This is a genomic window from Rufibacter sp. LB8 (genome assembly GCF_014876185.1).
Taxonomy (GTDB): domain Bacteria; phylum Bacteroidota; class Bacteroidia; order Cytophagales; family Hymenobacteraceae; genus Nibribacter.
In genome coordinates this window covers 1021011-1040741 of the sequence record NZ_JADALJ010000001.1, presented here as the reverse complement: position 1 = coordinate 1040741, position 19731 = coordinate 1021011, and the positions used below count along the sequence as shown (strand labels likewise).

General features: G+C 50.0%; 17 protein-coding genes. 11 read left to right on the top strand and 6 right to left on the bottom strand.

Annotated elements, in window-relative coordinates; translation table 11 throughout:
* The first annotated feature begins 4 nt into the window (after positions 1-4).
* Complete coding sequence (locus tag IMY23_RS04425) at positions 5-1168, top strand: nitrate/nitrite transporter (RefSeq protein ID WP_192820927.1); 1164 nt, start codon at positions 5-7, stop codon at positions 1166-1168.
* Between the two features lie 396 nt (positions 1169-1564).
* On the opposite strand, the gene IMY23_RS04420 is transcribed toward IMY23_RS04425, so the two are convergent.
* Positions 1565-3307: an ABC transporter ATP-binding protein gene (locus IMY23_RS04420; RefSeq protein ID WP_192820926.1), complete on the bottom strand. Its 1743-nt coding sequence runs from the start codon at positions 3305-3307 to the stop codon at positions 1565-1567.
* A gap of 154 nt (positions 3308-3461) precedes the next feature.
* Here IMY23_RS04420 and IMY23_RS04415 point away from each other — a divergent pair, with 154 nt between their 5' ends.
* The 3 genes from IMY23_RS04415 (at position 3462) to IMY23_RS04405 (ending at position 7021) form a co-directional block, all read left to right on the top strand.
* Entirely contained in the window at positions 3462-4079 is a 618-nt protein-coding gene (locus tag IMY23_RS04415; RefSeq protein WP_192820925.1) for a peptidoglycan recognition family protein, read from the top strand.
* 25 nt (positions 4080-4104) lie between these two features.
* Complete coding sequence (gene pncA, locus IMY23_RS04410) at positions 4105-4713, top strand: bifunctional nicotinamidase/pyrazinamidase (RefSeq protein ID WP_192820924.1); 609 nt, start codon at positions 4105-4107, stop codon at positions 4711-4713.
* Positions 4714-5026: 313 nt separating this feature from the next.
* Positions 5027-7021, top strand: a complete 1995-nt coding sequence (locus IMY23_RS04405; protein ID WP_192820923.1) for a tetratricopeptide repeat-containing sensor histidine kinase — start codon at positions 5027-5029, stop codon at positions 7019-7021.
* Between the two features lie 57 nt (positions 7022-7078).
* Here the strand turns inward: IMY23_RS04405 and IMY23_RS20285 are convergent, their stop codons facing one another.
* Positions 7079-7918, bottom strand: a complete 840-nt coding sequence (locus tag IMY23_RS20285) for a hypothetical protein (RefSeq protein ID WP_370589830.1) — start codon at positions 7916-7918, stop codon at positions 7079-7081.
* A gap of 24 nt (positions 7919-7942) precedes the next feature.
* Positions 7943-8563: a hypothetical protein gene (locus tag IMY23_RS20280; RefSeq protein WP_370589829.1), complete on the bottom strand. Its 621-nt coding sequence runs from the start codon at positions 8561-8563 to the stop codon at positions 7943-7945.
* Between the two features lie 293 nt (positions 8564-8856).
* Here IMY23_RS20280 and IMY23_RS04395 point away from each other — a divergent pair, with 293 nt between their 5' ends.
* From IMY23_RS04395 to IMY23_RS04370, 6 genes are all read left to right on the top strand, one after another.
* Positions 8857-9177 (top strand): hypothetical protein, encoded by a 321-nt coding sequence (locus IMY23_RS04395; RefSeq protein WP_192820922.1) that lies wholly within the window; start codon positions 8857-8859, stop codon positions 9175-9177.
* A 655-nt stretch (positions 9178-9832) separates the two neighbouring features.
* Positions 9833-10132: a hypothetical protein gene (locus IMY23_RS04390; RefSeq protein ID WP_192820921.1), complete on the top strand. Its 300-nt coding sequence runs from the start codon at positions 9833-9835 to the stop codon at positions 10130-10132.
* 139 nt (positions 10133-10271) lie between these two features.
* The gene (locus IMY23_RS04385) at positions 10272-10631 is read left to right on the top strand and encodes a cupin domain-containing protein (RefSeq protein ID WP_192820920.1); all 360 of its coding nucleotides are present in this window, start codon (positions 10272-10274) and stop codon (positions 10629-10631) included.
* A gap of 72 nt (positions 10632-10703) precedes the next feature.
* The gene (locus IMY23_RS04380) at positions 10704-11609 is read left to right on the top strand and encodes a LysR substrate-binding domain-containing protein (RefSeq protein ID WP_192820919.1); all 906 of its coding nucleotides are present in this window, start codon (positions 10704-10706) and stop codon (positions 11607-11609) included.
* A 73-nt stretch (positions 11610-11682) separates the two neighbouring features.
* On the top strand, positions 11683-12885 hold the full coding sequence (locus IMY23_RS04375; protein WP_192820918.1) for a threonine synthase: 1203 nt from the start codon (positions 11683-11685) through the stop codon (positions 12883-12885).
* 107 nt (positions 12886-12992) lie between these two features.
* The gene (locus IMY23_RS04370; RefSeq protein WP_192820917.1) at positions 12993-14192 is read left to right on the top strand and encodes a dipeptidase; all 1200 of its coding nucleotides are present in this window, start codon (positions 12993-12995) and stop codon (positions 14190-14192) included.
* A 51-nt stretch (positions 14193-14243) separates the two neighbouring features.
* Here IMY23_RS04370 and IMY23_RS04365 read toward each other — a convergent pair whose 3' ends face one another.
* From IMY23_RS04365 to IMY23_RS04355, 3 genes are all read right to left on the bottom strand, one after another.
* On the bottom strand, positions 14244-15062 hold the full coding sequence (locus tag IMY23_RS04365) for an aminotransferase class IV (protein ID WP_192820916.1): 819 nt from the start codon (positions 15060-15062) through the stop codon (positions 14244-14246).
* A 17-nt stretch (positions 15063-15079) separates the two neighbouring features.
* Entirely contained in the window at positions 15080-16231 is a 1152-nt protein-coding gene (gene dprA / locus IMY23_RS04360) for a DNA-processing protein DprA (protein ID WP_192820915.1), read from the bottom strand.
* Between the two features lie 165 nt (positions 16232-16396).
* A complete protein-coding gene (locus IMY23_RS04355; protein ID WP_225986409.1) occupies positions 16397-16783 on the bottom strand; it encodes a MerR family transcriptional regulator in 387 nt (128 codons plus the stop codon).
* Between the two features lie 225 nt (positions 16784-17008).
* Between IMY23_RS04355 and alaS the strand changes: the two genes are divergently transcribed.
* Positions 17009-19630 carry an alanine--tRNA ligase gene (gene alaS, locus IMY23_RS04350; protein ID WP_192820914.1) on the top strand — a complete coding sequence of 874 codons (2622 nt, stop codon included), beginning with the start codon at positions 17009-17011 and terminating at the stop codon, positions 19628-19630.
* The last annotated feature ends 101 nt before the right edge of the window (positions 19631-19731 follow it).

Sequence of the window (19731 nt, the reverse complement as noted above, 5' to 3'; positions counted from 1 at the left end):
TTAGTTGCACAAACAAGAATCTTTCCTCCCCACCATCGTCCTAGCCCAATTTGCCTGCACCTCGCTTTGGTTTGCGGGCAATGCGGTGCTGCCTGAGTTAATTCCGCTGTTTCACTTAGAGGCCAGTTCCTTGCCGCACCTCACGTCGGCGGTACAGTTGGGGTTTATTTTGGGTACGTTGGTGTTTGCGGTGTTTACCGTGTCAGATAGGTTCTCGCCGAGTAAAGTGTTTCTGGTGTGCGCGTTGGCGGGGGCAGTTTGTAATTTGAGTTTGTTGGGGGCCAGCGGCTTGCCAACCTTGCTGGGCAGCCGGTTTCTCACGGGGTTCTGTTTGGCGGGCATTTACCCGGTAGGCATGAAGATTGCCGCAGATTACCATCAGCGCGGGTTGGGGAAGGCGCTGGGGTTCCTGGTCGGGGCGCTGGTGTTGGGCACGGCTTTTCCGCATCTGCTCAAAAGCCTTACGCAGGGGTTGCCGTGGCGGTATGTCATTTGGGGCACCTCGGGGTTGGCGGTGCTGGGCGGCGTGAGTTTGTTTTGGCTGGTGCCAGACGGGCCGTATAGAACCAAAAGCAGCTCACCCAATTTTACCGCGTTTTTCCAGATATTTAAGCAAAAAGATTTCAGGGCGGCGGCGTTTGGGTACTTCGGGCATATGTGGGAACTGTACACGTTCTGGGCCTTTGTGCCGGTTCTGCTGGCCTTGTACCTGGAGGCAAATCCAGAAACCTCGCTTTCTATTTCCGGTTGGTCTTTTGTGATTATTGCCGTGGGCGCGTTAGCCTGCGTGGCGGGCGGCTATCTCTCTGAAAAGGTGGGAAGCGCCAAAACCGCTTTTGCCGCCCTGGCCGTTTCCATGGTCTGCTGTTTGCTTTCGCCGTGGTTGTTTGCTTTGCCGTTGGAAGTATTTTTGGGTTTGCTATTGGTCTGGGGTTTGGCCGTGGTCATGGATTCGCCGCAATTTTCTACGCTGGTGGCCCAGAACGCCCCGGCCCACGTCAAAGGAACCGCGCTTACCATTGTCAACAGTTTGGGTTTTGCCATTACCATTGTGAGCATTCAATTCTTGCGCAGTATGCAAAGCGCTGTGGAGCCCAGGTATTGGTTTCTGTTTCTGGCCCTCGGGCCGTTGTTGGGCTTGCTGGCCATGCGGCGGTTGATGAAGTAGGAGCGGGGTGGTTTCTGTTTTTGCCCTCGTTTCCAGAAATGAGCCCTAAAACGAAATGTCAGTCTAGATTTTATCTTATTTGTGAGCACGCTTTTCGTCCCCCTTTGAAGGGGGTTGGGGGATGATGGCTCGTGATGATAAAAAAAAATAACCCAATAATCTTTTAATATCCCTACCGCAAGTTTAGCGCAGCGTAACTTGTAGTATTCAATATTGTAAGTTTATCAACTCACGTAAGTTTATAAACTTACAACGTGTTCAACCACAAGTTACGCTGGCGCTAAACTTGCGATAGAAAAAATCTCTATCAAAGTTATCATCCCCCAACCCCCTTCAAAGGGGGACGAAATGCGTAAATCCAATCTTAAAACTCCATTCCTAATTCTCCATTCCTAATTAAATTCTTTCCCCAATTTGCTGGCGCCACATGGCGTAGTAGAGGCCTTTTTGCGAGACTAATTCTTCATGGTTTCCGGTTTCTACAATCTTACCTTTCTCCAGCACATAGATTGTGTTGGCGTGCAAGATGGTGGAGAGGCGGTGGGCGATGAGGAGCGTGATGCGTTCGCCGGAGAGGGAGACTTCTTTCACGGTATCGGTGATTTCGTCTTCGGTGAGAGAGTCCAGGGCGGAGGTGGCTTCGTCGAAGATCAGGAGGCGCGGGTTTCTGATGAGGGCACGGGCGATGGAGATGCGCTGGCGTTCGCCGCCGCTCAGTTTCATGCCGCTTTCGCCAATGGTAGTGTCCAGGCCTTTGTCTGAGCGGTTGACAATGCCCAGGGCGCTGGCTTTTTCCAGGGCGCTCAGCATTTCTTCCTCGGTGGCGTCTGGTTTCACAAACTGCAGGTTATCGCGGAGCGTGCCCGAGAAAAGCTGCGTTTCCTGGGTCACAAACCCGAACTGCCGCCGCACGGGGTTGAACCTGATGTCTTTGGTGGAGATGCCGTTGTAGTAAATCTGGCCTTCCACGGGTTTGTAAAGGCCCACCAGCAATTTCACCAGCGTAGATTTACCCGAGCCGCTGGGCCCCACGAACGCGATGGTATCGCCGGCCCTGGCCTCTAATGAAATATGGTCAATTGCGTTAGTGGCTGAGTCCTGGTGCCGGAAAACCACGTTCTCAAACTTCAGGCTTTCAATGGGGCCAATTTCCTGCGGGTCTTCGGGGTTGGTTTCAATGGATTTGTGCATGAGTGCATCAAAGGTCTGGATAGACGCCTCGGCCTCACGGTACAGCACCAGAATATTGCCCAAATCCTGCAGCGGCATGAAAATCTGGGCGGTGATGAACTGCATGGCAATCAGTTCGCCGGGGGCCAACACATCCCTGAAAATCAGCCAGAGCAGCATGAACAGAATAGATTGTTTGAGCAGGCTGAGCGCCGAGCCTTGCAGAAAACTGAGCGTGCGCACCTGCTTGACTTTCACCATTTCCAGCGCGAAAATCTGGGCCGTATGTTCTCGCAGGCGCCTGATTTCCGGGAAGGTGAGGCCCAGGCTTTTCACCAGTTCAATGTTGCGCAAAGACTCTGTAATCACGCCCGACATTTTGTTCGTTTCGCGGTTGATGCTGCGCTGCAGGGTTTTGATTTTGTTGCTGAGCAAGCCCGTGAGTCCGCCCAACACCAGAATGCCAATCAGGAACACCGGCACCAGCGCCCAGTGTTTGGTCACGGCGTACCACACCAGAAACCCGATGCCCACCAACGAACTGAACAGAATGTTGATGAACGAATTGATGAACCGCTCGGTGTCTGTGCGTACTTTCTGGAGAATGGAGAGGGTTTCGCCGCTGCGCTGGTTGCTGAATTCCTGATAACTGAGCCGAAGCGTCTGCCGGATGCCGTCGTTGAAAATCTGCATCCCGAATTTCTGCACCACCAGCCGCACCATGTATTCTTGCACCGCTTTGGCTAGCCTTGAAAGCAAAGTAACGCCCACCGCAATGGCCAGAAGCGTGAGCACGCCGTTCACTAGTTCTTCTTCGGTTTTGGAGTCGCGTTGCAGGGCGTAGTCGTCAATGATTTTCCCGAAGATGATGGGGTCCACCAGGTTGAGCAACTGCGCCGCGGCGGCTAATAATAAAGAGAGAAAAATGAGCCCTTGGTAGGGTTTGAGGTAGGTCCAGAGTATTTTCATGCTGCTAACTGGTGGCGCGGTGCCCGGATGGTTGGTGCCTTTTATACGCGACCGCCAGAAAGAGAACAGGCGTTTTTGCCTCCATTTCTGAAAATGAGCCCGAAAACGTCGCCCAGAATTTTTCATCTTTGGCTTGGTCGCTTACCTTCACGCTATGTCTACTCTTAGAAATTTCCTTTGCCTTTTGGTATTGACGTTGGCTGGTGTCAGTGCTTGTCGCACGGCCAAACCTGAAATCGCGGTAAAAGGTGTGCCGCTGGTTACCCGCCAGCAGTGGGGTTCGGCGCAGCCGGTATTGCCCATGAAAACACACGTGCCTAATAAAATTACGGTACACCACACGGCCGTTGCCCAGAACCCAAAGCGCAGTCTGGAGGAAAAGCTCAAATCACTGCAGAAATTCTCCATGGAGCGCAGCCCTCTGTCTGACGGACGCGTGAAAGAACCCTGGGCCGATATTCCTTATCATTTCTACATCTCCGTGGATGGCCGCATTGGCGAGGCGCGGGAACTGCAATACGTGGGCGATTCCAACACGCCGTATGACCCCAGCGGGCACGCCCTGATTGTGCTGGAAGGCAATTTCAACAAAGACAGCGTGACCGTGGCGCAATACCAAAGCTTGCTCTTGCTCACCAAGGCCATTGCCAAACGCTGGAAGATTGATGCCAGCCAGATTTCGGGGCACAAAGACAACGCCCAAACCGCCTGCCCCGGTGAGGCCTTGTACGCGCTTCTTCCGAAACTTAGGGAAGACGTAGCCGGTAAATAAATTCACACCAGATTTTTGGCAACCCATGAAAGCACTTTTAGTAATTGACATCCAGAACGATTTTATACCGGGCGGTGCCTTGGCCGTGCCGGGCGGCGATGAAATCATTTCCATTGTCAACCAATTGCAACCGAAGTTCGATTTGGTGGTGGCTACCCAAGACTGGCATCCGGCCCAGCACAAAAGCTTCGCAACCCAACACTCCGGTAAAAACGTCTTTGACATCATACAACTGCACGGACTGGAGCAATCCCTCTGGCCCGACCATTGCGTGCAAGGCACCTGGGGCGCAGAATTCTCCCAGGAACTGGACATGAACAGGGTAGAGGCCATCTTCCGGAAAGGCACCAACCCAGAGATTGATTCGTACAGTGGCTTTTATGACAACGGCCACCAAAAGTCCACCGCGCTGGCAGACTACCTTAAAGGCAAAGGCGTTCGGGAAGTGTATGTAGCTGGCCTAGCCGCCGATTTTTGTGTGTATTTCACTGCCAAAGACGCGCTAAAAGAAGGGTTTCAAACATTTGTGATAGAAGACGCCACAAGGGCTATTTCACCAGAAGGATTTGAAAAAGCGAAGGAAGATTTGTTGCAGAAAGGCGCTACTATTATTAAGAGTACTGTTGTGCATTAAGCACCTAAAGATTCCACCTCGGCCTATGTTGATGCTTTCACCAACCTGCTGAATAGCGCCTGCCCTAAGGTTTTTTGGTGACCACACTATAAAAGGTGGCTAGTTGGTTTTAATCCTTTACTGCTCCTTTAGGAAATTGACGTTAACATAATTAAAGGTGCAGATGAAATTACCACAATACTCAATAAGTAGTTGTTTCTGGTTTTCTTGGTAGGATTAACTGCTTTTGATCCAATAAAAGTTGGAGTATTCAGCGGCAGCGGCTACTTTAGAACAATTAATCCCCGCCCAAGCAGCACCACGTTTCCTTTCCATGAGGTTAGTTTCTATTTTCATATTGGCCTTGCTGTGCGCGGGGCAACTTCAGGCCCAGCAAGCCCTTGTTGACAGTTTACAGGTTCAGGCTGCAAAGGCACCCACAGATTCTGTGAAAGTAGTGTTGCTTAATCAAATCAGTGAGCAATACACCAAGTTTGACCCCGAGAAAGCCATTGTCACCGCCCAGCAGGCAGAGAAGCTAGCCACTAAAATCAATTTCAGGGCGGGCAAGGCGGCGGCGCTTAACCACCAGGGGGTGAGTTACCTGCATTTGTCTGAATACGGCAAAGCCATGCAGTTCCACACCCAGGCGCTTAAATTAAGGCAGTCCTTGAAAGATACCACCGCCCTGGTGCAGTCTTACGTGAACCTGGGGAACACCCATTACCGCAACAATGATATCGACAAAGCCCTGGCAACCTACCAGGAAGGGTTGGTGCTGGCGCAAAAGGTACAGGACAAGCTGGGCATGAGCCGCATCTACAACAACATGGGCTCCATTTATGAAAACCGGGAAGATTATTCCCAGGCGCTCAAGTATTTTAAACAAGCCTCCGTTTTAAAGAAAGAGTTAAAAGACACCAAAGGCTATTCGGTAACCTTGCACCATCTGGGAACCATCAGCGCCGCTCAAGGCAATCACGCGCAGGCCATCGCGTATCTAAACCAGGCGCTGCAACTCACCCGCCAACTGGAGAACAAACAAGGCGAAATGCCCATACTCAGATCCTTGGCCGAGGCACACCTGGAGAAAAAAGAATACACCCCAGCGTTGGCAGCGGCCCAACAGGGTTTGGCTATTGCCCGGCAAGTGAAATCTACTCTGGAGACCGCCCTTTGCGCCGATTTAGTGCATGAGATTCAAGCCAAGTTGGGCAATTACCCAGAGGCCTATGCCAGCCTGTTGACCCGAACTTACGCCACAGACACGCTGCATTCGCACACCCGCCGTGAATTAGTAGCAGAGGCCGAAGCCAGGTATGAAGCCGATAAAAAGGAACTGGAAAACCAAACGCTCAAACTACAAAGAAGACAGCAGGATTTACAGATAGAACACCAGCAACAAACCCAAATCTGGATTGCCCTGGCCTTGGGCGCTGCCCTGGGGTTTGCCTTTCTTTTGTTTCTTAGCTGGCGGCGCTCCAAAGCCCACAACTTGAAATTACAGGTTTACAATGAGCAGGTTTTGGCCAAAAACAAAGAAATACGCCGGCACCAGAACGAGATGGCCGCGCAAGCCGCGGTGGTAGCCCAGCAACGCGATGAATTGGAGAAACTAAATGCCTTTAAAAGCAAAATCTTCTCTATTATCTCGCATGATTTGCGCAGCCCCTTCGCCTCTGTGCAGGCGCTCTTTTACCTGGCCGAGAACAAAACCATGACCGACCAGGAGTTCAAGCACCTGTTCAAGTTGCTGGGCAAGGACTATGAAAACGCCACCAATTTGCTGAACAATCTTCTGGTGTGGGCCAAGTCTCAAATGGCGGGCGGTTCTGTGCAGTGGGAAAGCGTGAACCTGCAGCAATTGTCAGAAGAAACGGCTTCCTTAATGGCCAACAATGCGCAATTGAAGCAAATCAGAATTCTCAACGAAGTGCCTGCCGGTTTAACGGTGACCACTGACCGCGAGCGCCTGAATTTTGTGATCCGAAACCTGGTGATGAATGCCCTGAAATTCACCCAACCCGAAGGCACTATTCATATTTCGGGGAGTGAAACCCAGGAGTATGTGCAATTACTGGTGCGGGACACGGGCCAGGGCATTTCTATGAAAAACAAAGCGAGGCTTTTTACGGACCAGCGCTTTTCTACCAAAGGCACCTTCAATGAAAAAGGAACCGGGCTGGGTCTTCTGTTCAGTAAAGAGTTGCTGGAAGGGGTAAACGGAAAAATTACTTTGGAAAGCTATGAAGGCCAGGGTAGTGTCTTTATCGTGACGTTGCCAAAAGCGAAAGCTTCCGTCACACAGCCAACCCTGGCTTATTCTTAATTTCCGTTTTCGGGCTCATTTCCAGAAATGAGCACGAAAACGGAAAACTATTCTAGGTTAGTCTTCAGAAGTTGAGGCGCCTTTTCCCCGAAGTTTTACCACCAAAGCCATTTTCTTTTCATTCAGCTGTTTCTCTAGCCCTACTTTGTAGATATGCGGGTTTAGAAGACGGCGGTAGGTTTCATGTAATAAGGAGACTTGTTGTTTGGTGCGCGCCTGTATTTCTACCAGACTGGGGGACGTGTATACTTGTTGGCCGTCTTTGAAAACGGGTACCAGCAAATCTTCAAATTGACAATCTGAGGGAAAGGTCTTGGTTTGCGTGGGGTCGTTGGGGTGGACCATTACGGGCGGGTTTTGCACGCCCTCAGTTTCTGAGTAAATCATGTCGCCCACCAATCCATCAGAAGTGTAAAAGCGGCGGACCTGCAGCATGCCTGGCGTGGAGACTTTGATGAGTTGCTCAGACAGTTTTACTTTGAAATCCCAGGTGCCGTCTTTTGTTTTTAGGGCGGCCAGTTTGTACACGCCGCCCAGGGCTGGTTGGTCATACGCGGTGACCAGTTTGGTGCCAATGCCCCAGGTGTCAATGCGCGCGCCCTGCTGCTTCAGGCTTTGGATAAGGTATTCGTCCAGGTCATTGCTTGCCAATATGGCTACTTTGGGGAAGCCCGCGGCGTCCAGCAGTTTTCTGGCCTCAATGCTCAGGTAAGCCAAATCGCCGGAGTCCAGCCTTATTCCTTTCAATTCGCTGCCTTTGGCTCTTAAGTCCTGGGCCACAGCAATGGCTTTTTTTACGCCTTCTAAAGTATTATAGGTATCAACCAGAAACACAGAATCATCTGGGAACACATCGGCGTATGCCGCAAACGCTTCTTGTTCTTCGTCAAAAGACATGACCCAGCTGTGCGCGTGCGTGCCTTACACCGGAATATTGAACAACTGGCCCGCCAAAACATTAGAAGTGGCGCCCACGCCCCCAATAAATGCCGCCCTCGCCGCACTCAAAGCACCGTCCGGACCTTGGGCCCGCCGCATGCCAAACTCAATCACCTGATCATCTTGCGCAGCGTCTATGATGCGGGCGGCTTTGGTGGCAATCAACGTCTGGAAGTTCAGGATGGTGAGCAAAGGCGTTTCCAGGAGTTGGCATTGGAGAATTGGCCCTGTGATACGGAGCAGCGGTTCATTGGGGAACACCAGCGTTCCTTCGGGCATGGCTTCTACCTGACAGGTGAAAGTGAGGTTTGATAAATAGTTCAGAAAGCCTTCCCCAAACAAAGGTTGCCCTTTACTCCCGCGCAGGTTTCTTAAATAGGCAAGGTCCTCTGGCGTGAAAGAGAAATGGTTGATCAGGTCCATGGCTTCTTCCAGGCCCGCGGCAATAGTATAGCCCCCATTGAACGGATTTTTCCGGAAATACAGATGGAACACGGCCTCTTGTTCTGCCCGGTTGTTTTTCCAATAGCCCTGGGCCATTGTGAGCTGGTACATGTCGGTGAGAAGGGCCAGGGACGGACGATAGCGTTGCGTTAGGTTCATAGCAGGTAGAAAGTGGGAAGATAGAAACTGGTACGCAGAAATATGCGGTGCCGGCTTTTAAAAAATGAGCCTATAAAATAGTGGCGATGATCAAAGAGGGAATCCTTGGCAGCATAAAACCTTACTTAAAACAACTTCTTCCTGCCATATTTAAATAATTGAAAAAAAACTTGCAGAATACAGATATAAAATTGTAACTTTTGAAAAAATTAAGGGTATAGTTAAATAAAGGACCTTCCCCCAAATGCAGCATACCTGATACCGTTCTATCATATTTTTAAAACTAACAAATGATGAAAAAGAACCATTTAGCTACCACAGTTACCCTGGCATTTTTCGCCTGCACTTTTCTACTTGCTTTCACATCTCAAGACAGTGATGTGGCGGCCTTCAGAATTCTAAGCTGCATTGGCTTGGGTTGTGTTTTGTCAGTTCTCACTATTTATTGGGACCGTCTGCCAGGTGCCAACACCGCCAAGGCAACTTCTAAATATGACGCGGTCTTGAATGACGCTCAGAAATTCTCCCAGGAATATGGCGAAGTGTATGTACTGGCAGATAAAATGAAGCAGCAACGCAAACTCAAAAAACAATTATCCGTGAAAGCTTCTTAAGCGTTAGAACCAACCCATACAAAGAGCGCCTTTCTTCTAGTGAAGAAAGGCGCTCTTTTCTTATTAGAGATTAGTAAGTGGCATGTGGCCACCACCGAGATTATTTTAATCCAGATTACTAAATATAAATTTAGGACCTATGTTCTTAAGTTTTTTGGAGGGCCTGCTAGCTTAACCTACAGAATAACTTGGTTCCTTGTTCAACACTTTAAGGAATCCATGCCCTTGAACGTCTATACCTTTTACCAAAAGGTTCTTCTTTTGGGCACGCCTGTTCTAATTATTTAAAAGAATTTTCAATTTTTTTTCTGTGGTATAAGTGCTATCAGATATTTACTCCTGACAAGGCTATTTATCAGAAGGGACTTTAAATACTCCTATAAAACTATACTAAATATACTTAAGAAGATTGCGTTTTCGGGCTCATTTCCGGAAATGAGCCCGAAAACGGTACCTACTCCCGGCGCTTGCAACTGCAGCTACTCCTAGAAATGTTCTAGCTGCAAAAGGTTGTGGCAGATGGCAAGTTCTTTGAAAGGCTATATTTGTCAATTATGTAAGTGACTGTGTTTCAAGCAAAAGACATAAAGAGGGGAACTAAAGCAGGGACCAGAATCCTTCTAAGGGTATAGTTGTACCCCTAACTGCTAAAAATATGAAAAAGTCATTTAGATCTTCGCTTACAGCAATCGTATTTTTTGCTGCAACGTTTCTCCTGGTTTTCACCTCTTATGACAGTGATGCCGCCGCCATCCGCACGGTTATATTCATGGTAGTGGCCTGTTCTTCGGTCCTGGCTATTTACCTTCCTGAAATGAACTCCCGCAACAAAGAATCGCGCAAACTGGACACCTTGTTAAATGACGCGGAAGAATTCTCCAAAGAATACGGTGACATTTACGTATTAGCAGACAAACTCAGAACCCAACGCAAAAACAAACAGCAGACGGTTTAGCCCTACAGAAATTAAACTCCTTTCTTTTGAAACGCCTCCCCAACTTGGGAGGCGTTTTTTGTTTCTTCCTTCTTTGGGAACCCGAACGGTTTGCACCTTTAAGATTGGGCCGTATCTTAGTCTCTCCACCATACATTTTATGCAAAAAGTATCGCTCGCTGAAAAACTGAGTTTGTTCCAGGATTACTGGAGCCCTAAAATTGTGGGGGCCCTAAACGGACAACATGTGAAATTGGCCAAATTAAAAGGCGAATTTGTCTGGCACCATCACGCCGAGGAAGATGAGCTTTTCCTGGTCTTGAAAGGAACCCTAAACCTAGAGTTCAGGGACCGGACCGAAGTACTGCAGGAAGGAGAATTTATCATCGTCCCGAAGGGAGTGGAGCACCGCCCGGTGGCCCCAGAAGAAGTGAGCGTGCTCTTGTTCGAACCCGCCAGCACCTTAAATACCGGAAACACTGAGAACGATTTCACCAAAACAGACCTCGACCAGCTGTAAAAAAGTTAAGTGCTAACAGGTTTTCTTTTAGGCATCGGTACTTCAATTGTTTGCGTCCATTAACTTACCAGTATGATCTCCACCAAACATGAGGTTTTCTTTGAGGTAGCCCGCCAATTAAGTTTCACCAAGGCCAGCCATACCTTGTACATCAGCCAGTCGGCTATAAGTAAGCAGATTAAGGCGCTGGAAGAGTATTACAAGACTGGATTGTTTGAGCGCTTGGGAAATACCATATCACTGACCTTGGCGGGCAAGGCTTTGTTTGAAAAACTGGAGGCCGTAAAGCAATTGCAACATGAACTGCACCAGGAAATAGGGCAATTGGCCCGTGGGTTCACGCCCCAGTTTACCTTGGTATTAGGCGCCAGCACCACCATTTCCTTGTACATTCTGCCGCCCGTATTGTCTGGCTATTTGACCAGGAACCCAGCGGTGCAGGTAACTTTGCGCAACCGGAACAGCCAGAATATATTACAGGCGCTGCTGGCCCATGAAATAGATTTGGGCATTATTGAAAGCATTTACAAAGTCACCAACGTGACCTACACGCCTTTTCTCATTGATGAAGTCATAGCGGTCTGTTCCTCCAGAAACCCCTTGGCGGGCCAACAGATAGACGTCAACAGTTTATGCCAAATCCCAATTGCCCTTCGGGAAACCGGCTCCGGTACGTTGGCGGTGCTGGAGAAAGCCTTGGAAGAGAAGGGAGTGAAGCTGCAAAACCTGCCCATTCGGGTGCGGTTGGGCGGCACCGAAGCACTTAAGAATTTTGTGCGGGTAGATACGTGTCTGGCTTTTTTGCCCAGGCAGGCGGTGCAATCAGAACTGGCTTCGGGAGAATTGGTGGAAGTAAAAATCAAAGACCTTAAGGTGCAAAGAACGTTTAATTTTATTCAGCGCAAAGGCACCGAGAACGCCATTCCGGCCAAAGACTTTATTCAGTTTGTGCGGCGCCAGTATTCCAAAACGGAATAGCCTATCACCTTTTACTATTTGCCTCCCTACTGCCGTTTAGCCTACTTGCTTGCCTATACCAATGTGAGAAGGCATGTCACCAGCGGTTCAAACGTCCATCAGTACCTTGTCTCATCTGCAATGTTCCCAATGCGGAGCCTCGTATTCTGCGTTTGAGTTGCAGCGTCTCTCTGCGTGCTGCCACATGCCCTTGCTGGCGAAGTATGAATTCCCTAGTTCCCTAGACAAAGCCCAGCTAAGTTTACGCGAGGGCACCATGTGGCGCTACCGCGAATTGTTGCCCGTCTTAGAAGACCGGAACATTGTCTCCTTAGGCGAAGGATTTACGCCCCTGCTGCGCCTGAACAATTTGGGTGAACAGGTCGGGTTTGCGCGGCTATGGTTAAAAGACGAAGGCCAAAACCCCACCGGTTCCTTTAAAGCGCGGGGCATGAGCATGGCCGTCTCCAAAGCCAAGGAATTGGGGGTGACGGGCTGCGTGGTGCCTACCGCGGGTAATGCGGGCGTGGCCATGGCGGCCTATTGCGCCAAAGCCAACTTGAGGGCCACCGTAGTCATGCCGCGGCACACGCCCAAAGCATTTTTAGAGGAATGTTACTGGTACGGGGCCGACGTGCATCTGGTGGACGGGCTGATAAACGACTGCGCAGCCTTCGCTAAAAACCTCAACGCCAACGGCGAACTGCTGGATATTTCCACGCTCAAAGAACCCTACCGTCTGGAAGGCAAAAAAACCATGGGCTACGAGATTGCCGAGCAGATGAACTGGACCTTGCCAGATGTGATTTTATACCCAGCTGGCGGCGGCACCGGCTTAATTGGTATCTGGAAAGCTTTCCAGGAAATGAAAACTTTGGGTTGGCTTATGGCTGACGTAAAATTACCCAGAATGGTGGCCGTGCAGGCCCATAACTGCCGACCCGTGGTAGATACCTTTTTAGGCAAACAAACCAACTCGCAGCAGTATAATGGCAAACCCACCATAGCCAACGGCTTGGCCGTGCCGCGGCCCATTGGGGAACCCCAGATGCTGCAGGTTATTCAAGAGTCCAACGGTACGGCCCTCAGTATCACTGAGGACGAAATGCTGCAAGGTCTGCGTGAACTGGGGCAGAAGGAAGGATTATTTGTGGCGCCGGAAGGAGCGGCTGTCTGGATGGCTGCCCAAAAGCTTCTGCAGGCAGGCTGGTTATCTTCTGACCAAAATCTTTTACTCTTAAATACCGGCTCCGGCCAGAAATACCTGGATAATATTGCCGGACGAGCCTGGGACTAAGCTCTACTTCATGTTCTAAAAACTATAGCCGCCCGCAGAAATTTTGTTGATTGAGGCCTTTTCCTTAAACTGCCTTTTCAAATAGTGGCAAGTTGCCCATTCCCCGCATGAAATCATTTCCTACGCTTCTCCTTTTAGGCGCTTGCTCATTTCTAGGCGCTTGCTCCACCAATTACCAGGCGCTTCACCAGAAAGCCATTTTGGTAGACACCCACAACGACGTGCTCTCACAGGTAGTCATGGAAGGGCACCAAATTGAACACGACCTGACCGGGAAGGCGCATACCGATTTAACCCGCATGAAAGCCGGAGGGGTTGACGTGCAGTTGTTTGCCATTTTCTGTGACGAAACCTATGGTCAGGGTAGAGCTTTCAAGTTTGCGAATGACCAGATTGATTCCCTGGAAGCCATTGTGAAACGCAACCCAGACAAACTGCAGCTGGTGTCTTCACCCGCCCAAATGCTCGCTGCGGTGCAGCAAGGCAAAATAGCTTCACTCACCGGCGTGGAAGGCGGCCACATGATAGAAGATAAACTAGACAATTTGGACCATTTCTACCGGCGGGGCGTGCGCTACCTCACCTTAACCTGGAACAACAGCACCTCCTGGGCTTCCTCGGCGGCAGATGAAACCAAAGGATCGGGTTACAATGGCAAAAAAGGCCTTAATGACTTCGGGAAACAGGTGGTGCGGCGCATGAATAACTTGGGCATGCTGGTAGATTTATCGCATGTGGGCGAGCAGACGTTTTGGGATGCCATTCAAACTTCTACTAAACCGGTGGTGGTGTCGCATAGCTGCGCGGCCAAATTCAGCAACCATTCCCGCAATCTCTCAGATGCCCAAATAATGGCCGTGGCCAAGAACGGGGGCGTAGTGCACCTGAACTTCTTCGCTGAGTTCCTGGACGGAGATTTTACCATGCGCATGAAACAGTTTATGGCCACCCATGAGGCAGAAGCCAGGCAAATGCGGGAGAAAGGACTTTCCACCGGTGCCATTAGAGATGCCTTGTACAAAAAATACCCGCAGGAAGCCGCTACCATTAAGCCGCCTATCTCTTTGCTTATTGACCACATTGACCACATTGTGAAACTGGCAGGCATTGATCACGTGGGCCTGGGTTCTGACTATGACGGCATCACCTCAACACCTACTGGCCTGGAAGACGTGAGCACGTATCCCTTGATTACCAAAGCGTTATTGGAGCGCGGCTACAAGAAAAAAGACATTGAGAAAATTCTGGGCGGCAACTTCATCAGAATCTGGGAAGCCAACGCACCTTCCAAAGTAGCAGCAAAATAAAACTTCCGTTTTCATGCTCATTTTCAGAAATGAGCCCGAAAACGGAAGTTCTCACCACAACTCTTTCCGTAGGCGGTCTACAAAGTCTAAATTGGTAGGAAGCGGTTGGCCAGAGAGTTGATTAATTTCCCTGATGCCCAGCACATTGCCACCAAAAACCAGGTCTGCTGTGAGAAGTTCTTCCGGCAAATATTCCCCTTCCTGAAAAGCCATCTTGTTTTCTTTTGCCCACTTTTTCAACCTTCGCCTGAACACCCCGTGCACGCAGCCGGTGCTGTTGGCGGGCGTGAAAAGAGTGTTTCCTGACACCCAGAAAATGTTGGAATACGTAAGTTCAGCCATGAATCCGGTGGGGCTCAGTAGCAGCACATCGTCTAAATTCTTGTGCGCTTTCTCCCGGCTGGCCAGCACGTAAACTGGCGCGTTAATTCCCTTAAACCCCGAAAACACACTGGGAACCGTGCGCACGGTCTGGCAAATTTCAAGGCGAATGGGTTGGTTGGAAAGGGGAGGAAGTGGCTGCAAAGAAACAAACCAATCTACTTCATCTGTTTGGGGCGTGTAAAGCCCGGCGCCGGACCGCCAGACTTTCAATTTCACTCTTGCCTCTTCAGTACAGCCGTTTTTACTGGCCATAGAAGTTATCTGCTGAAGAAATACTGCTGATTTTAATTCCTCCGGAAACGTCAATTTTAAGACCTTACAGGCTTCCTGCATGCGCTCCATGTGCTCTTCCCAAAAAAGAAGCTGGCCCGTTTTGAAGTAGAGAGTTTCAAAAAAGCCATCACCGTACTGAAAAGCCCGGTTGCTGAAGAGCAGTTGAAAATCCGCTTCTGCGGTAAGCTGACCGTTCCATAAAACGTACTCCATTGGGTAAGTGTAAGGCGTTATAGCAAGCTGTATAATTTTCCTGGCAAGGCCTTTACCTGACCGCTCATTTCCAAAGTGAATAAAATAGAGGAAAGTTGCCCCATGCTGAATTGGGTGGTGCGGCCCAGCACGTCAATGTGCGTGGGGCCAGCGTGTTGCAACATCTTGAGGACTTTCTGTTCGTCTGCAGAAAAGCCGGAAAAATCTCTGGGTGGCACAACTTTGGCCAGGCTAGGTGGGGCCAGTGCTTTGTCCCAGTTCAACAATTCCTCCAGGTCTTTGAATTTTGTGTAGGGTACGGCCTTCAGGCTTTTGATCAATTGGTTGGTGCCCTGCGAGGTCTCCACGTTGATAGGCCCGGGCACCGCCATCACTTCGCGGTCATAGCCGTGGGCAATATCCGCGGAAATCAACGATCCGCCTTTTTCCGTGGATTCCACCACGATGGTGCAATCGGCCATGCCGGCGATGATGCGGTTGCGGCTGGGGAACCTGGGGGCATCTGGCTTGGTCCCGAAGGGAAATTCTGACAACAACCCGCCATTCAGCACCATTTTCTCGGCGTCCCGGGCGTGTACTTCGGGGTAAATCATTTCCAGGCTGTTGGCCATGACGCCCACGGTGGGCAAACCAACTTTTAGAGCCGCCCGGTGCGAGATGATGTCAATGCCATACGCTAAGCCACTTACCACCAACGCGTCATGTTTCACCAAGTCTTTTACCAATTGCTCTGTGACTTTCTGCCCGTACTCAGTGCTTTTGCGGGTGCCCACAATACTGATGACTTTCTGCGCATTTAAATCTGCCGTGCCTTTATAATAGAGCAGGAGAGGGCCGTCCGGAATATGCCGGAGCCGTTCAGGGAAATCTGGATTGGTGTAGTACAGCAGCTGAATGTCTTCTTTTTCAGCGCGCTGGATAATTTCTGCTGCCTGCTTGAGCGCCGCCGCTTGGTGGGCTTTGATGCTTCTGATGACAACTTGCCCCACGCCAAACACCTTCGCCAATTTCTCACTAGAGGCTTTAAAAACTTCCTCCGGCGTCTGAAACGCCTGCACCAATGCCCGGGCCGTTGCACCTCCTACGTGCGGAATCAACGGCAAGGCTACCTGGTACAGCAAATCTGTTGGATTTGAGTCCTGAGTTCTGAGTCTTGAGTCTTGAGTCATGCCATCAAGAATACGAAGCGCCGCAAGGGGAGTTAAGGAAAGTCGTTTTTGGGCTCATTTTCAGAAATGAAGCCGAAAACGGGTAAAGAGTTTGGAGTAAAAAATCTGAGTTTTGAGTCCAAGGTCAATAAATAATTTTTCGACTCAAGACTCAAAACTAGCCTTTTAGGGCAGCTGTGCTTTAATGCTGTTCAGGAAATCCTTTACTTTCTCCAGGCTCTGAATCATCTCAAATTTCTCCCGCACCTGCACGCCGCGGGTTTTGAGCATTTCGCGGGCGCCTTGAATGGTATAGCCGCGCTCCTTTACCAAATGGTACACAAAGCGCAGGTTCTCAATGTCTTTGGGCGAAAAAAGACGGTTGCCTTTCTTGTTCTTTTTGGGCTTGAGAATATCGAATTCGGTTTCCCAGAACCTGATGAGGCTGGGCGCTACGTCAAACATGGCGGCTACTTCGCCAATGCTGTAGTACTGCTTTTCTATGTCGCGTTCTTTGTAGGGCACGTGGAGATAGTTCTGAGTCATGAGTTCTGAGTTCTGAGTGTGATGCATGTCTTCGAACCGACTCAGGACTCAAGACTCAAGACTCAGAACTATTTCTTGTTTTTGGCTTCATTTCTGAAAATGAGCGCTAAAACGCTGGCACCACCGCCGCAATTTGGTAAAAAAGCTTACTTTTGCAATGGAGGCGATAGGCAGGGAAAGGGCAAAAATTCGCTTTTTCTTTCGCATTTACAAGACCTTGCGCCTCCTATTACAAAGCTATTATTTAAATACATGACCTCGGCTCAGATACGTCAGCAGTTCCTAGATTTCTTCGCCTCCAAAGGCCACCAGATTGTACCGTCAGCGCCTATTGTGGTGAAAGATGACCCCACCTTGATGTTCATCAACTCCGGCATGGCGCCGTTCAAAGATTATTTTCTGGGCAACAAACCCGCGCCAAATGCTAGAGTGGCAGATACCCAGAAATGTCTGCGCGTATCTGGCAAGCACAATGACCTGGAAGAAGTGGGCTATGACACCTACCACCACACCATGTTTGAGATGCTGGGGAACTGGTCCTTCGGTGATTACTTTAAGCAGGATGCCCTGAAATGGTCGTGGGAATTATTGACCGAGGTGTATAAACTGCCCAAAGACCGGCTCTACGTCTCGGTATTTCAGGGCGATGCTTCTGAAAACTTGCCCATGGACCAGGAGGCCTTCGACATCTGGAAAACCATGATTGCCGAAGACCGCATCTTGATGGGCAACAAAAAGGACAACTTCTGGGAAATGGGCGATACCGGTCCCTGCGGACCGTGCTCTGAGATTCATGTGGACTTGCGTTCGGACGAAGAACGGGCCCAGGTTGACGGTAAATCTTTAGTGAACAATGACCATCCGCAAGTGGTGGAAATCTGGAACAACGTGTTCATGGAATTTAACCGCCTGGCAGATAGCTCTTTGGTGAAACTCCCTGCGCAACACGTAGATACGGGCATGGGTTTCGAGCGTTTGTGCATGGCCATCCAAGGAAAACAGTCAAACTATGACACCGACGTTTTCCAGCCGATGATTCAGTTCATCGCCAAGGAAGCCGGCGTGGTGTATGGCGAGAATGAGAAGGTAGACATTGCTATTCGCGTCATCGCTGACCATATCAGAGCCATCTCGTTCACCATCGCTGATGGGCAGTTGCCGAGCAATAACAAAGCCGGTTACGTGATTCGTCGGATTCTGCGTCGCGCAGTTCGCTATTCCTTCACGTACTTGAATTTCAAGAAGCCGTTTCTGAACACCATCGTTCCGGTATTGGCCGACCAACTGGCAAACGTATTCCCAGAACTGAAAGCCCAACAGGCCTTTGTGCAGCGCGTGATTGAGGAAGAGGAAAATGCATTTTTGCGTACGCTTGAAAATGGCCTAAAGCGCTTAGATACGTTACAAGATTCCTTCAAAGCCAATGGCAATACAATAGACGGAAAGACCGCCTTTGAACTATATGACACCTTCGGGTTTCCGCTGGACTTGACGGCGCTGATTGCCAAGGAAAGTGGCTTGACCATTGACGAAGCGGGCTTTACCGCCGAAATGGAACAGCAGAAAAACCGTTCGCGCAACGCCGCGCAGACAGAGCAAAGCGACTGGGTGATGCTCCAGCCTGACACTGAAACCGAATGGGTGGCCTATGATGCTGAGTCAACGGAAGCACGCATCGTACGTTACCGCGAGGTGACGGCTAAAAACAAAAAGGAATACCACGTAGTTCTGGACCGCACGCCTTTTTACGCTGAGAGCGGCGGACAGATTGGCGACACCGGCTTCCTGGAATCTGCTTCGGGCAAAGTGAAAGTGATCAATACGGTCAAAGAAAACGACCTGATTGTGCATATCACCACGGAGCTTCCGAAGAACCTGGAAGAAACGTTGGTGGCCAAGGTAGACAATTCGCGCCGGGCGCTAATCAAGAAAAACCACTCGGCTACGCACTTGTTGCACGCCGCCCTAAAGCAGGTGCTGGGCGACCACGTGAACCAGAAAGGCTCCCTGGTAAGCGATAAACTGTTGCGTTTTGACTTCTCGCACTTCACCAAAGTAACGGAGGAGCAACTGCGCGAAGTTGAGCAGATTGTAAACCAGCGCATACGTGAATCCATTGAGAAAGACGAGCGCCGCAACGTGCCTATTGAAGAAGCCAAGCAACTGGGCGCTACCGCCTTGTTCGGGGAAAAATATGGTGACTTTGTGCGTGTCATTACCTTCAACAGAGATTTCTCTATTGAACTCTGCGGCGGTATTCACGTGCAAAACACGGGTAACATCGGGTTCTTCAAAATTATCAGCGAAAGCTCGGTAGCCGCGGGTGTACGACGTATTGAAGCCGTAACTGCTGATGTGGCCGAAGCATTTGTAGACGAGCAAATCACGCAGTTTGAGGAAGTGAAGCAGGTGCTGGGCGTGCAGAAGGAATTCGGCAAGGCCATAGAAAAACTGCAGGACGAGAACGCCGCCTTGCGCAAGCAATTAGAAGCGTTTGAATTGAAGCAGGTTACGGCCCAGAAGGAGAAACTGGCTTCTCAGGTGCGTACTGTTAACGGCATAAATTTCTTGGCTGCCAAGGTAGATGTAAGCAATGCCGACTATCTGAAGAAACTGGCCTTCGACCTGCGCAGTGTGGTGAACAACCTGGTGCTGGTGCTGGCTGCCAACATAGACGGAAAACCGCAATTGGCCGTTATGCTCTCAGATGAAGTGGTTTCGGGCAAAGGCTTGAACGCGGTGCAGATGGTGAAAGAGTTAGCCAAGGAAATCAAAGGCGGCGGCGGCGGACAACCGTTCTATGCCACAGCCGGAGGAAAAGAAGTTTCTGGTTTAGAAGCAGCTTTAGCCAAGGCGGAATCGTTGATAAAATAAGTTTTCTGTTTTCGGCTTCATTTCTGAAAATGAAGCCGAAAACAGAAACAAGGCTAAATATTAGGAGTCGTTTTCCGGCTCTAAATTCGAAATAAGACCTA